General features: G+C 43.6%; 16 protein-coding genes. All 16 read right to left on the bottom strand.

Annotated elements, in window-relative coordinates; genetic code table 11:
* Nucleotides 1-24: 24 nt before the first annotated feature.
* On the bottom strand, nucleotides 25-777 hold the full coding sequence (locus DESMER_RS18745; protein WP_014904639.1) for a FliA/WhiG family RNA polymerase sigma factor: 753 nt from the start codon (nucleotides 775-777) through the stop codon (nucleotides 25-27).
* Between the two features lie 144 nt (nucleotides 778-921).
* On the bottom strand, nucleotides 922-1341 hold the full coding sequence (locus DESMER_RS18750; protein ID WP_014904640.1) for a hypothetical protein: 420 nt from the start codon (nucleotides 1339-1341) through the stop codon (nucleotides 922-924).
* Nucleotides 1341-1823 (bottom strand): chemotaxis protein CheD, encoded by a 483-nt coding sequence (locus DESMER_RS18755; protein ID WP_014904641.1) that lies wholly within the window; start codon nucleotides 1821-1823, stop codon nucleotides 1341-1343. The genes DESMER_RS18750 and DESMER_RS18755 overlap by 1 nt, the downstream gene beginning before the upstream one ends.
* A complete protein-coding gene (locus DESMER_RS18760; protein ID WP_014904642.1) occupies nucleotides 1820-2416 on the bottom strand; it encodes a chemotaxis protein CheC in 597 nt (198 codons plus the stop codon). The genes DESMER_RS18755 and DESMER_RS18760 overlap by 4 nt, the downstream gene beginning before the upstream one ends.
* Nucleotides 2417-3061: a flagellar brake protein gene (locus DESMER_RS18765; protein WP_014904643.1), complete on the bottom strand. Its 645-nt coding sequence runs from the start codon at nucleotides 3059-3061 to the stop codon at nucleotides 2417-2419. It abuts the gene before it with no gap.
* Between the two features lie 88 nt (nucleotides 3062-3149).
* Nucleotides 3150-4013: a MinD/ParA family protein gene (locus DESMER_RS18770; RefSeq protein WP_014904644.1), complete on the bottom strand. Its 864-nt coding sequence runs from the start codon at nucleotides 4011-4013 to the stop codon at nucleotides 3150-3152.
* A complete protein-coding gene (flhF, locus tag DESMER_RS18775; protein WP_014904645.1) occupies nucleotides 4006-5175 on the bottom strand; it encodes a flagellar biosynthesis GTPase FlhF in 1170 nt (389 codons plus the stop codon). The genes DESMER_RS18770 and flhF overlap by 8 nt, the downstream gene beginning before the upstream one ends.
* Complete coding sequence (flhA, locus tag DESMER_RS18780) at nucleotides 5165-7234, bottom strand: flagellar biosynthesis protein FlhA (RefSeq protein WP_014904646.1); 2070 nt, start codon at nucleotides 7232-7234, stop codon at nucleotides 5165-5167. Before flhA ends, flhF begins: the two co-directional genes overlap by 11 nt.
* A gap of 108 nt (nucleotides 7235-7342) precedes the next feature.
* Nucleotides 7343-8401 (bottom strand): flagellar biosynthesis protein FlhB, encoded by a 1059-nt coding sequence (flhB, locus tag DESMER_RS18785; RefSeq protein WP_014904647.1) that lies wholly within the window; start codon nucleotides 8399-8401, stop codon nucleotides 7343-7345.
* Nucleotides 8398-9177 carry a flagellar biosynthetic protein FliR gene (gene fliR, locus DESMER_RS18790; RefSeq protein WP_014904648.1) on the bottom strand — a complete coding sequence of 260 codons (780 nt, stop codon included), beginning with the start codon at nucleotides 9175-9177 and terminating at the stop codon, nucleotides 8398-8400. The genes flhB and fliR overlap by 4 nt, the downstream gene beginning before the upstream one ends.
* Nucleotides 9178-9334: 157 nt before the next feature.
* The gene (gene fliQ, locus DESMER_RS18795; RefSeq protein ID WP_014904649.1) at nucleotides 9335-9607 is read right to left on the bottom strand and encodes a flagellar biosynthesis protein FliQ; all 273 of its coding nucleotides are present in this window, start codon (nucleotides 9605-9607) and stop codon (nucleotides 9335-9337) included.
* 18 nt (nucleotides 9608-9625) lie between these two features.
* The gene (gene fliP, locus DESMER_RS18800) at nucleotides 9626-10390 is read right to left on the bottom strand and encodes a flagellar type III secretion system pore protein FliP (protein ID WP_014904650.1); all 765 of its coding nucleotides are present in this window, start codon (nucleotides 10388-10390) and stop codon (nucleotides 9626-9628) included.
* Complete coding sequence (locus tag DESMER_RS18805) at nucleotides 10390-10860, bottom strand: FliO/MopB family protein (RefSeq protein ID WP_014904651.1); 471 nt, start codon at nucleotides 10858-10860, stop codon at nucleotides 10390-10392. Before DESMER_RS18805 ends, fliP begins: the two co-directional genes overlap by 1 nt.
* Before the next feature lies 1 nt (nucleotide 10861).
* On the bottom strand, nucleotides 10862-11224 hold the full coding sequence (locus tag DESMER_RS18810; RefSeq protein WP_014904652.1) for a response regulator: 363 nt from the start codon (nucleotides 11222-11224) through the stop codon (nucleotides 10862-10864).
* A 47-nt stretch (nucleotides 11225-11271) separates the two neighbouring features.
* The gene (fliY, locus tag DESMER_RS18815; RefSeq protein ID WP_014904653.1) at nucleotides 11272-12537 is read right to left on the bottom strand and encodes a flagellar motor switch phosphatase FliY; all 1266 of its coding nucleotides are present in this window, start codon (nucleotides 12535-12537) and stop codon (nucleotides 11272-11274) included.
* Nucleotides 12530-13525, bottom strand: a complete 996-nt coding sequence (fliM, locus tag DESMER_RS18820) for a flagellar motor switch protein FliM (protein WP_014904654.1) — start codon at nucleotides 13523-13525, stop codon at nucleotides 12530-12532. The genes fliY and fliM overlap by 8 nt, the downstream gene beginning before the upstream one ends.
* Between the last annotated feature and the right edge of the window lie 78 nt (nucleotides 13526-13603).

Raw genomic sequence — 13603 nt, forward strand, 5'->3', positions numbered from 1 at the left:
TAAAACATTAGGATGATCCCTTATTTAAAACAAATTCTTCTTTTGTCGACTAAGTCTTCCTCTGAGCCTTAAGATCGCCTGAGAATGAAGCTGAGATATTCTGGATTCAGAAAGTTTCATAATTGCAGCAATTTCTTTCAGAGTTAATTCTTCCTGATAGTATAAGGCGACGACTAACTTTTCCTTTTCTGGCAATTTATCAATAGCAACAGCAAGAATCTGCTTTTGTTCGTCTTTCTCAACCGCTTGATAAGCATCTTGGGCCTCTGTATCTACAAGCAGATTCAGAGGTGTGCCACTGCTATCTCCATCATTATCCACGGTTGTTTCATCAAAGGAGGTCAAGGTTAAGATTTGTGCTTGAGCCAAGATGTTTTCAACTTCGACGACCTCTACTTGCAGCAAATCTGCGACTTCCTCCGCTGTAACCGCCCTGCCCAACCGATATTCTAACTCAGCAAAAGCGTCTTGAACTTTTTTTACCCTCTGTCTTGCCGAATGGGGAACCCAATCCATAGTTCGGAGTCCATCAATCATCGCACCCCGGATACGAATTGTGGCATAAGTTTCAAATTTAAACCCTCGCGCTGCTTCAAATCGTTCCAAGGCATCGAGTAAACCAAAAACACCATAACCAATGATATCATCCTCGTCGACATGAGGGGGCAGGGAAATTGCTAAACGCCCTGCAATTCGTTTAACTAACGGCAAATATCTCTCAATATGCTCTTGTTTCCAAGGCACTCGTGAAGCGGTTTCATAGGCATTCGGTATCAAATCTTACTCACCCCCAAAATCGTTGTTCAAGGTTCGTAGTTCGTGGTTCGAACCTCGTAATCCCCATTTACGGTTTTTTTCAAAAGTAGCCGCGGATATCTAGTCGTTGCCCTTCGAACACGAATATCAAATATCGAATTACGATTAATCCCAACCCATTCGTTTTACAATTTCAGCTTGACGCTCGCTATCCGGAAGCCCAGAACTTAGCTTACGGTCAACCTGCCCAGGAAATGCCGCCTCTTGTCCCGATGGAGCTTGAATCTCATCATCTCCAACTGGAGCTTGAATCTCATCATCTCCAACTGAGAAATCAATATTTGCCCCACGACCGTTATCAGGATCAATTTCGCCCTCTTCAGGTTTCTGAGGAGCAGTTCTTTCGAACAAAGTAAGTGTTCCTGTCATCAATAAGTACATAACCCCAAAGGAAATTGCTGCCCGAATCATTAAATCAAAGAGCTTAATCTCATTAAGCCAGCTTAGGACTAAGACAATAATCATAATACCTATAGAGAGGCGCATAGACCAAACTTGGTATAGTTCTCTGTTCTGGAGGTTCATTAAACCACCTTTTCTCCATGATTAATCGTTCTGATATGCAAGTCTCCTGTCCCCACATTAAAATGAATCGTGCGACCAAAACTTCCGCCCACATCCGCTACCAAAAGAGGAATTCCATGCCTCTTAAGTTCCTGCTCAACTGCCTCAGCATTGCGATCCCCAATCTTAAGAACCGGTGGCTTTCCCGGAAATGAAAACATCTGGGCACCACCAGCCATTTTAGCCCGCAGACGAGACTTACTGGCTCCCATACTCATAATATCTCTAACTAATAACTCCAGTGCTGTATCCGCATATTTTGCAGGGTTGCCCCCCAGGCTTCCATTAGCCGTTGGCAGCATAATATGAGCCATCCCACCAACTTTTAGTATCGGATCATGAACGCAGATTCCGATACAAGATCCTAATCCAGCGGTTAATAATAGAATCGGAGCAACAGCCGTTTTAAAATCAGCCATCCCAACAGTAATTACATCATTCATACTCCCATGGCCCCCAACAATTTCTTCAATGACCCTTCTTCAGGTAAAAAGATAAATTGCCCTTCGATTTTAGGAATTCCCGTAAGCTGTGTATCAATAAATAAGACCGTATCATCAAGTACCCCTTCTTCGAGGAAAATCGCATCTAAACTAGCACCGATCATGTCCACTGCCAAAGCAGGTACCGAAGGTTGAAGAGGGATTCCTGAAAATTGGGTTAAGGCCATAATAAAAGAACTCACTAAGATATTTCCCACTTCTTTTAAAGCCGATTGGGCCATTTCTCCCATATAAAGATCCATCGGTTCGTTGGTTCCAAATAATAACTGCACCACGATTTCTGCGCTTTCTACCGGAAAGAAAAATACTGCTTTTCCGGGAGCATCTCCCTCAACTTTAACGTAGATCACTGCCTGAGGATCATCCAACTGTCCAACAATCGCAGAAAGTTCCTCAAAACGAACCGCCCAAACTTCAGGTACGGACATGTCAATACGGCGTTGCAAAAGGGTTGATAATGCTGTCGCTGCATGGGCAGATCCTATGTTTCCGATTTCACGTAAAGCGTCCAATTGGAATTGTGTAATCTTCATTTACACCAAACCTTTCTTACGCATTGCCCTTTGAATATCAAAGACGCAGCGAATAATCTTATCTCGTTCACGTTCTGAGATTTCATGAAATTCTACTGAAATACTATATTTTTTAGTATCTTCGATCCTGACAACCCGACAGACACGAACCGGTGTCTGGATCTCCCCATTGGGTAAAGAAAATTGCGCATAGAGCAATGCTCTGTTTTCTACAAGTTCTTTTGTAGAAAACCGCATTCCTCCGCCACTTAAATCAAGCATTATGGCTTTGTAAAGATCACTTAACCCCTCTCGTGTCACCATTCTAAAGAAAACAGGGAAAGAGGCTGGGACTCTGACAAAATGTCGCCGCTGAACTTTTTCTACAGTGTCGGGCAATACCAAAACCAATATTGGAACCGGCACTGCAATCCTTTGCATAATATTTCCTTCAAAGGAATAGACAGCTGTTTCATCACAAAAGGTTATCTTTACTTTAGTACCCTCGCGTACAGGAACCAACTCGCCATGTTCAAAGGGAACTCCTACAGAAAGGAGTCTTTCACCTACTTCTTCAATTTTTGAGCGGTAATTCCCTTGATACTCCCCTTCTAATACGGCAAGTTCTACCGCCAGTCCGTGTAAAAGCTTCTTTTTATATGACAAGTCGTCACCCCCTTTTCGTAGTTCGAGGTTCGTAGTTCGAATATGACTTAATTAATGGTTCACATCTTTGTCTGTAGAGAGGACTAATTTAAAATGATCTTAACAACTTACTCAAAAACCCTCTTACCCCTCCGGCTTGACGAGGTGGATGGACATATATCCCGGCAACTTTACCGGCAATCCACTGAATGCACTTATAGGCTGCGCTGTCTGGATAACTAATTCCCAGAGGATCCTGCTGCATAACTGAACGACCTACAAAGGAATCATCGTAGACATATCCTAAATAGTTTAGAGAGCCATCTAAAAATTTCTGAACAGCAGTTTCCAGACGTTTGTACGTTGCCAAGGCATCTGCTTCTGAGCGCACTTTGTTAACGACTAAGTGAATTGGAACATCGCCGGCTTCCACTCGTAAAGATTTCAGCAAACCATAAGCATCTGTTAAGGCCGTCGGTTCCGGGGTTGTTACCAAAATCACATCATCAGCGGCCTGTAAAAAGTTAATAACGATGTGACCTAACCCCGCTCCTGTATCAATAATCAGCAGATCTGTCATCTTTTCTAAACGCCCTAGATTGGCAATGACATTTCTTAATTTATCCCTTTCTAAATCAGCTAACTTCTGCACCCCAGATCCTCCGGGTATTATCCCAATCCCGCGATGACCAATCAGCAATATCTCTTCTATAGTTTTTTCCCCAGATAACAAATGTTCGATTGTATAACGGGCTGATAGACCAAAGGCTATATCCACATTAGCAAGACCTAAATCTCCATCCAGGATAACAACACGTTGCCCATATTCAGCTAAGGCGAGGGCTAAATTAACAGTAAAACTAGTTTTACCGACCCCACCCTTGCCACTTGTTACAGCAATCACTCTCATTTTGCTTTTTTGGGTATTTTCACGAGATGCCAGATCTCGCAATGCACTAGCCTGATCATGCATGAGGCATTTCCTCCCCAATTATATAGCGCGCCAAACGCTGAGGGGTCGCTGCCTCTATGTCATCAGGGACATTCTGTCCATTGGTTAGATAGGCAGTTGGAAGTGTCGTCTGCCCTATCAAATTTAGGATTGATCCCGCACTGCCTGTCTCATCCAATTTGGTAAAAATCAAATGTGTGGTCAAATCTTCAAATCGCTTATAGATCCGATACTGATCCGCCGATTGAGTGCTGGCACTCATAACAAGCATAGTAAAGTCAGGCTGGGCTTCATCTAAGAAAGAACGCAGTTCTGACATATGCAATTCATGGTGTGGGCTCCGCCCAGCAGTATCGATAAATATTAGTTCTTTATCTGAATGAAGTTGTAAGGCCTCACTTAAGCCTGAGGGAGTCATGACAACTTCGACAGGTACACCAATAATTTCTCCAAAGGTTTTCAGTTGTTCCACAGCTGCAACCCGATAAGTATCAGCAGTAATTAAAGCCACCCTACGTTTGTCCACAATACTGAAACCTGCCGCAAGTTTACCGATGGTCGTTGTTTTTCCTACCCCAGTAGGCCCAATCAAGGCTACTATCCTTGGCTTCTCAATCCCAGGTTGAATAAGCCCAATCTGTCCGCACAGTTGACAGACATTGGTTTCCAGGCGGGCGTAAACCTTGGCATCATCAGCCCATTCTTCTGAGGACAAAGTATGTTGGACGTGACTAACCAAACGCTTCACAAGGCTCTCGCTTATCCCTCGCCCTCGTAAATGATCTACCCATCTCTGAAGAGCAGAGGGCCAATCACTTTTTTCCTCTTTTAAGTCCGTTCGTTCTTTCATTTGCTTATTCATTTGCTCCAGCAAAAGACGCATAGACTTAATTTCAGCTTGTAGATCTTGAGATTGTTCTTTTGTATCAAGAACTTGTCTGGGCAAAGGCGGTTTTACTGCTTCGGCTTCATGCCCAAAGTTTGAGGTTGGAGTTTTCTGGGCAATAACCGGTGCTTCTTCTATAGCAGCAGTAATCTCCACTTTCTTTTTGCCAAACAGGCCAAAGAACCCTCCATCGTTAAATTCACGGGTCTGAAGGATAACTGCATCAGATCCTAATTCCCTTTTTACTTTTCCCATGGTTTCCGACACATTATCTCCTACAAATCGTCTAACTCGCACGATCCATCCCCACCATTCCTACAGCTTGTACTTGTACTCCTTGGACCAATTCATTATATGAAAGCACCATGAGTTGCGGAAGCTGTCGCTCTGTGACCCTCTTTAAATTTATCCTTACCAGCGGAGCGCAGACAATCACAGGAGTTAAGCCTTTGAGAACGACCTTCTCTACCTCGCGAGTAAGATTTTGCATGAGTACATGCAAAATCTTGGGGTCAAGGGCTAAATAAGTCCCATAATCTGAAGGTTGAATGCTATCTAAAATTTGCTGCTCAATCTGTGGATCCAAGGTCATTACCGGTAAGCTTTTATCCTTCCCAAGTAGCGGTTGCAAAATTTGCCGAGCCAAGCCCTGCCTGACATGTTCTGTTAAGCGATCTATGTCCTTTGTACCTTGGGCATAATCTGAGAGGGTTTCAAGGATAGAAACCATATCCCGGATAGAGACTCTTTCTCGAAGCAAATTGGCAAGAACCTTTTGAACCTGGCCCAGACTGAGCAAGTCTGGAATCAATTCATCGACTACAGCCGGTGCTAATTCCTTAGCATGATCGATGAGAGTTTTAACATCCTGACGGCTGAGGATTTCCCAGGCTTGAGTTTTAATCACTTCCGTGATATGGGTTGCCAAGACAGTAGGTGCATCAACAACCATCCAGCCATTAAGCTCTGCTTGCTCACGGTACATGGAGTTAATCCATTTAGCATCAAGTCCAAAGGCTGGTTCTTTTGTCGGAGTACCCGGGATCCCTTCGTCATCAAAGCCTCCGCTCATAGCCATGTAATGATCTGCCAAAATCTCTCCCGAGGCGATTTCAGCCCCTCTAATTTTAATGACATATTGATTGGGCTGTAAATTCATATTATCTCGAACCCTGATTACGGGAACTATGAAACCCAATTCACTGGCAATCTGGCGGCGGATCAGAACAATTCGATCCAGCAGGTCACCGCCTTGTTGGACATCAACCAAAGCGATAAGGGCATAACCTAATTCCAGTTCCATATGATCAACCTGCAAAAGGTTTAAGACATTCTCCGGTTTCTTGCTCTCTTCAATTTCCGTCTCCCGGGCTGCCGCCGATTCCTCAACCACAGATACCTTAGAGTTTCTCTGCAGCATCACTCCCACACCAATCAACGCTGCAGACACCATAAATAATGGAGGTCTGGGCAAGCCTAGTAATGCCAGCATACTTAGCACTCCGGCTGTAATGAATAAGGCCTTTGGTTTTGTAAACAATTGTTTGAACAAATCGCTCCCTAGGTTACTTTCTGAGGCAGCCCTGGTAACTACTAAACCGGTAGCTGTAGAAATCAGGAGGGCTGGAATCTGTGAAACAAGTCCTTCACCAATCGTCAACAAAGTGTATTTATGAAGTGCTTCCAACATGGGCATATCTTGCACCAAAACTCCGGTAACGAAACCCCCGATAATATTAATAAATAAAATAATGATTGCAGCAATAGCGTCCCCTTTAACAAACTTGGTGGAACCATCCATTGCACCATAAAAGTCCGCTTCCTGTTGAATCCCTTTACGCCGGTCACGAGCCTGCAGTTCATTGATCATCCCAGCATTCAGGTCTGCATCAATAGACATTTGTTTTCCGGGCATAGCATCTAAGGTAAAGCGGGCTGCCACTTCCGAGACACGTTCGGCACCTTTGGTAATAACTATAAATTGGACAAGAACCAAAATAATGAAGATGATAAAACCAACAACAGCATCCCCACGGATGACGAATTCACCAAACTGCTGAATAATTTCACCGGCATGGCCGTCCAAGAGAATGAGACGAGTCGCCGAGATATTCAAAGATAATCGAAACAAAGTCAACGTCAGCAATAGGGAAGGTAGTGAAGAAAACTCTAAGGGATCCTGAGCGAAAATCGCCAGCATTAGGGTCAGAACTGAGGCAGTAATATTTAAGGTAATCAGTATGTCTAACAGCACCGACGGCAAAGGAACAACCATCATGACCACGATACTTACCAGGCCCAAAGCCGCAATAACATCTGTATTATCTAAAATCCGCTTCTTAACACTCGTAGCCATGATCCTTCCTCCTTTCTCCCAAATGAACCATCAAGCCAAACCCTCATACCCACTTCTGGAAGCTTTAGTGAAGGTACAATTTCATTCCATTCATGTCCCCAAATTGATTCATGCCCCGGACGCCCTCTTTTTCTTCTTCAAGCGATACACAAATGCCAAAACCTCAGCAACGGCCTTATAAAGATCCGCCGGTATGCCCTGTCCGATCTCAACCTGTGCATACAGAGCACGGGCCAGCGGCTTGTTTTCCATAATCACAATCCCATATTCCTTGGCCAATTCCCTCATTTTCAGGGCAACCTGGTCTTGACCTTTGGCCACCACAAAAGGGGCACTCTGTACTTTAGCATCGTAACGAAGGGCAACAGCAAAGTGAGTTGGGTTAGTAACCACCACATCTGCTTGTTTCATATCCTGCATCATCCGGCTCATGGCCATTGCTCGTTGACGTTTCTTTAGCTCACTTTTCAACTCTGGGTTTCCTTCAGTCTGTTTATACTCCTGCTTCAAGTCTTCGTGAGACATGCGTAAGTTTTTTTCATATTCCCAGCGTTGATAGATGTAATCAAAGGCTGCAATCCCTAAAAAAGATAAGGATATTTTCCAGGCAAGTTCCATTAAGGCTTCGCCCAAAAATACAGCCCCTTGTCCTACACTGAGTTGCTGCAGAGCAGGATAGATATGAAGTCGATCACGAACACTGGCATATAGGAAATAACCAATCAGAAGCACCTTCATCAGCGATTTCACCAGTTCAACCCAGGCTTTGATACCGAACATCCTTTTTGCACCACTAATCAGACTTAGACGAGAGATTTGAGGCTTCATCGACTCAAAGGTAAAAAGCACCCCAACTTGGATATAGTTTGAGAACAAAGCAATCACAAGTCCTGTGCCAAAAATCGGTGCCATGATCTGAATACCTAACCAAAGAATGTTTAGCATTAAGCTTGCCACAGAACCTTCGGTCCATTCTGATGATAGACCCAGTACATAGGGAAATAAATGCTCCATGCGAAGAAGCATGGATGGAATCCAAAACTTAAGAAGAGCTACGAGACCGACAAGCATTAAGGCAGAAATAACTTCCTGGCTCTTAAAAACCTGTCCCTTTTTCCTCGCTTCCTCTTTGCGCCTTGGCGTGGCGGGATGTTTCTTTTCACTCACTGCTTCCACCCCTGGTAAAGTTTTAGAACCCAAGACATATTTATATTAAACAAATTAGCAACTGCTTCTCCAAAAAAGGGCAGTGAAAGAAATAAAATTAAAAGTCCGAATACAATTTTTACTGGGAAAATGACTGAAAAAATGTTTAATTGCGGTACAGTCCTCGATAAAAGTCCCACCCCAACATCTGAGACCAAGAGTGCTCCAAAAATTGGCATTCCAAGTTGAACCGCTAAGGAAAAAACTTGACCGATAATCTGAGCATAAAAGAGATAATTACTTGGCAGATTTGTAGGGTTAATAGGAATATAGGCATAGCTCTTGACCATAGCGGCAATTAAATAGTGGTGTGAATTAGTTGAAAGTAAAAGCATGGTCGCCAAAATCATTTGAAAGTTACCCATCATAGGGCTTTGTACTCCATAGACCGGATCAATCGCTGCCCCCATGGTAAAGCCCATTTGAAAATCAATTAACTGCCCTGCCCCTTGTAAAATTGCTGTTAGTAAATAAATTAAAAAACCAATGACTAATCCAACCAAAACTTCTTTAATAACCACCGCAACATAAGGAAACAACTCATTAGGAATTGATGGATTAGCAGCGTGTATGAGCGGATAAAGAATCAGAGTGATGCTTGCAGCCAGCCCCAATCTCACCAACCCAGGGACACCTCTGGCCCCAAAGACGGGAGCTAACATGATCATGCCAGCCCAGCGAGATAAGATCAGTATGAATAAGGACAAATTCCATTGGAGCAACTGGGCCAGACTCAAATTTTTCACCCCCAACTCGATATTCGTGGTTCGATGTTCGCAGTTCGAAGTCAGAGGTAAGTTAGAGATCGGTGATTGTGATTGAAGATCAGAGGTTCGAAGGTTCTTAGTATCGTTGGTTATTAACTAAGAACTAATTTAATCATGAACCACGAGTTCACATACCTCCGAAGGCTGCCAGTTGAGTGAGTAAATTCGTAGTGTAGACAGTTAAAACAGAAAGCATCCAGGGGCCCAATAAGAGCATTACTGCTGCTACTGCGATCACTTTAGGTATGAAGGAAAGTGTTTGCTCCTGAATTTGGGTCATAGATTGAAAGATGCTGACCAGAAGACCCACTAATAAGGCAACTCCCAGAATTGGGCCTCCCACAAGAAGTACCGCTCCCACCGCTTCTCTTGCCATATACAGCACCTGGTTTTGGCTCACTGTTTTTCCCCCTTTCTACTATTTAAAGCTGTTTACTAAAGACTCAACCACCAAATGCCAGCCATCTACTAAGACAAAGAGAAGTAGTTTAAACGGCAGAGAAATCATCATCGGAGGAAGCATCATCATACCGATTGACATTAAGGTACTGGACACAATCATATCGATAACAATAAAGGGAATAAATATGGCAAAACCCATTTGAAAAGCTGTTTTCAGTTCGCTGATCACAAAGGCAGGTATGAGAACATAAGTGGGAACTTCCCTATAGGTTTTTGGTCGCTCCATCTTAGAGAGACCTACAAAAAGTTCTAAATCCTTTTCCCGTGTCTGCTTAAACATAAACATCCTCAAAGGCTCTTCCGCCCTATCGATAGCTTCACTCTGAGTGATCTGATTCTGCATATAGGGCTGTACAGCATTGGTATTAATCTGGTTCCAAGTGGGGGCCATGATAAAGAAAGAGAGAAAAAGCGACAAACCCACCAGTACTTGGTTCGGAGGCAATTGCTGAGTTCCTAAGGCGTTTCTCACAAATGACAACACAATAATAATCCGGGTAAAAGAAGTCATCATCATAAGAATGGCCGGAGCTAAGGAAAGGACGGTTAGAAGCATCAGAATCTGTAAAGAGGTACCTGTTTGTTCCGGTGCTGAAGTTCCCAAATCTAAGGATAAGCCTGCAGCCCAGGCGATTTTGGGATTAGACAACACTCCCAGACCTATCAGGCCAAGAGATAGACCTAATGTGAATAGCTTAATTTTCCGGCCTGAAGAAGACACTATTTTTCGACCTCCTCAAGCAAGCGTTCCAATTCATCAGAGAATGGATCTTTTGATCGTGACCTTCTTTTCCAAAGGCTGTGAACCGTTTGAAACCACCCTTCCACTCTTTCAGTAGGACGTGTGGCAATCTCTTCGAGAATCTCAGCAGCAACCTGTGGATCATTGATTTCACTGATTTTGACCAAGTGGTGATCTGAGCCTCCGAGAACTTGGAGCTGACCGGCAATTTCTACGAGATACAAGCTTTGTTGTCCACTTAACATCTGTCGATCCAGAACCCTGGCCCAGGGAGCACTCATGGTTCGCAGGTTAGCCTTATTAAGACGCCTAAGAATCCATAGAGATACAAACAAAATAACTAGAAAAACCATTAACGTTCCCAGAAGCCCCCACCACGAGAAAACAGACGGTGTAACCGCCGGAGCGGTTCCACTCGAAGGAAGCAGTTGGTCTTCGTTAAAGGGCATATTATTTCAACGCCTTCGTAACAGCCTCGACAACCCGTTCCCCTTGAAAAGGCTTAACAACGAAGTCTTTAGCTCCTGATTGAATCGCTTCAATAACCATGGATTGCTGCCCCATTGCACTGCACATAATAATCCGTGCCCTGGCATCAAATTTACGAATTTCTTTAACTGCTTGAAGCCCATCCATTTCCGGCATTGTGATATCCATAATCGTGAGGTTCGGTTGCAGTTCCTTATACTTTTCTACTGCGACAGCCCCATTTTCAGCCTCACCAACTACGTTAAACCCATTCTTCAGTAAAATGTCCTTAAGCATCATTCTCATAAATGCAGCATCGTCAACGATCATAATTGTAGAACTCATTAACATTTCCTCCTTTATCTTTTCAATGCTCACTTTTATAAGTGGCACTATCTTAGAGAATTCATCCGTTCTAACGGATGTACAATGTCCGTAATTCTTATCCCAAAGGTCTCATTAATCACAACTACCTCGCATTTGGCTATTAACTTACCATTAACAATCATATCCACAGGCTCACCTGCTAAGCGATCCAGCTCTATGACTGATCCAGGTCCCATATCAAGGATTTCCTTAATGGTTTTTTTCGCTTTCCCCAATTCAACACTTATCTGCAAGGGCACATCTAAAATTAAACTTAGATTATCAGGGTGGGGCATGGGCGAACCTGGCTGAAGCGGTGCAAATTGAGCGGGTTGAACAGGCGTCTGAACTCTCGGTTGGTTACTATACTGACCATTAGGCTGACCACCCATCCCATAGGCGGGATAATCATTAGGTGCCGGATATGGTGACGTATCATAGACGGGAGTTTGATAGACTGGCGGTGGAGATGCCTGAAGATTATCATAAGCAGTCGGTGCAGGAGTTGGTGCCGGTTGAGAAGTGGCAGCAGACTCTGCGGTTGAAGCCGTGGAACTGCCCCCCCCCATTGCCCCCATCAACTTATCGACCATACCTTTGGCTACACTGACAGGAATCACTTGAACAAGAGTACTGTCAATAACATCTTCCACAACCATTCGGAAAGAAATCCGAACTAGAGGTTCTTCAAGAGGCAGGAAGTCATGAATGACATCTTTGCCATCCAGCATATCGTTAAGGACTAAATTCGGCGGAGTAATATCTACCATGGCATTAAACATAGTTGACATTGAAGTTGCCGCAGAACCCATCATTTGGTTCATTGCCTCGGAAATACCGCTTATTTGAAGTTCTGAAAGCTCGGGGGAAGGATTTTTCCCGTCCCCTCCCATCATCAGGTCAACAATTACTGCCCCATCCCGTTGAGAAAGAATCAAGAGATTCGAACCCTCAATTCCAACTTTATATTTGACATCACATATTACGGAAGGGATCGGATAATCCTGACGAATCTGTTCTGAGGTCGTCAAATCTACTTTCGGAGTTGTAATATCAACCTTTTTGCCTAAGAGCTGGGATAATGTGGTGGCTGCGGTACCCATGGAAATATTGGCGATTTCGCCCAGAGTATCTTGTTCCATCTCATTAAGAAAGTCAAATGCTGCCGAAGCAGGTGCTGATGTCGTTATAGGTATTACCGGTTCTGATTCAGCCGGTGTATCTAGGTCTGGTTCTAAGGTTCCCCGTAACAGCGCGTCAATCTCTTCTTGGGTGAGAGATCCACTACCCATCTTGTTCCCCTCCTTCCTCAATAATTTCTGTAATCTGAACAGCCAGATGTTCTCCGTTTAAACCGGGAAGAGACTTAAATTTCATGAAATCTCCCACATAGATTGGCAACGGATCCTTTACGGATTGATTCAATGGTATGACATCCCCCTTAGCCAGCTCCAACAGATCTCTGACTAAAATCTCTGAATGACCCAGGAAAGCGACCATATCCACCTTCGCCCATTCAATTTTTTTGCGGATCGCTTGTACTTGTTCGGGAGACGTAACTTTAGCCTCTGTAGAAAAGAGGAAAAAAGTGCTTAATTTATCTAAGATAGGTTCCAGAACGAGATAGGGCATACAGATATTAATCATCCCTATTGCCTCACCAATCTTAACCTCTAGAGTAATCAGTACAACCATTTCATTGGGAGCAACAATTTGAGTGAACTGAGGATTTGACTCCATGGACAAAAACTGTGGTTTTAGCTCGTATACTTCTGCCCATGCCTCTTCAGTGATATTAATCATCTGAACTAATCGATTTTCAATAATTGTCTTTTCTATCTCCGTTAGGTCTCGATTCTTCTCAGTTCCTTCCCCTTGTCCCCCTAAAAGGCGATCCACCACCGCAAAGGTGAGGGATGGGCTAAGCTCTAATAATAGCGTACCTTCTAAAGGACTTAAAGAATACAAAGCTAAACAAGTGGGATTAGGCAAGGATCGAATAAACTCATCATAAGTGATTTGCTCAATTGATATAACTGAACTCTCAACAACCGAATGTAAGTTCCCAGAAAAGAAAGTTGTAAGCCCTCTGCAAAAATTCTCATGAATATTGTGCAGGGAGTGAATCTGATCTTTGGAAAACTTATTCGGACGCTTAAAATCATACACTCGAATCCTTTTTTGGGTCTTAGTTGTCTTCATTTCCTCAACGTCGACTTGTCCATCGGACAGCGCATTGAGCAAAGCATCAATTTCAGCTTGGGACAAGACGTCTCCCATCAAATCCCCCCCTTCAATTTGATTTTCAATATTCGCTAGTCATGGTTTGAATTATATTCTCAGAAATGTGGTAAAACC

Origin of the sequence: Desulfosporosinus meridiei DSM 13257, assembly GCF_000231385.2 — a bacterium.
Taxonomy (GTDB): Bacteria; Bacillota; Desulfitobacteriia; order Desulfitobacteriales; family Desulfitobacteriaceae; genus Desulfosporosinus; species Desulfosporosinus meridiei.

Coding starts and splice junctions, on each gene's coding strand:
- DESMER_RS18805 (WP_014904651.1), bottom strand. CDS start 10,860: ATGCCCTTTAACGAAGACCAACTGCTTCCTTCGAGTGGAACCGCTCCG.
- DESMER_RS18755 (WP_014904641.1), bottom strand. CDS start 1,823: ATGAATGATGTAATTACTGTTGGGATGGCTGATTTTAAAACGGCTGTT.
- fliY (WP_014904653.1), bottom strand. CDS start 12,537: ATGGGTAGTGGATCTCTCACCCAAGAAGAGATTGACGCGCTGTTACGG.
- DESMER_RS18770 (WP_014904644.1), bottom strand. CDS start 4,013: ATGCATGATCAGGCTAGTGCATTGCGAGATCTGGCATCTCGTGAAAAT.
- DESMER_RS18810 (WP_014904652.1), bottom strand. CDS start 11,224: ATGAGTTCTACAATTATGATCGTTGACGATGCTGCATTTATGAGAATG.
- fliM (WP_014904654.1), bottom strand. CDS start 13,525: ATGGGAGACGTCTTGTCCCAAGCTGAAATTGATGCTTTGCTCAATGCG.
- DESMER_RS18760 (WP_014904642.1), bottom strand. CDS start 2,416: ATGAAGATTACACAATTCCAATTGGACGCTTTACGTGAAATCGGAAAC.
- DESMER_RS18750 (WP_014904640.1), bottom strand. CDS start 1,341: ATGAACCTCCAGAACAGAGAACTATACCAAGTTTGGTCTATGCGCCTC.
- flhA (WP_014904646.1), bottom strand. CDS start 7,234: ATGGCTACGAGTGTTAAGAAGCGGATTTTAGATAATACAGATGTTATT.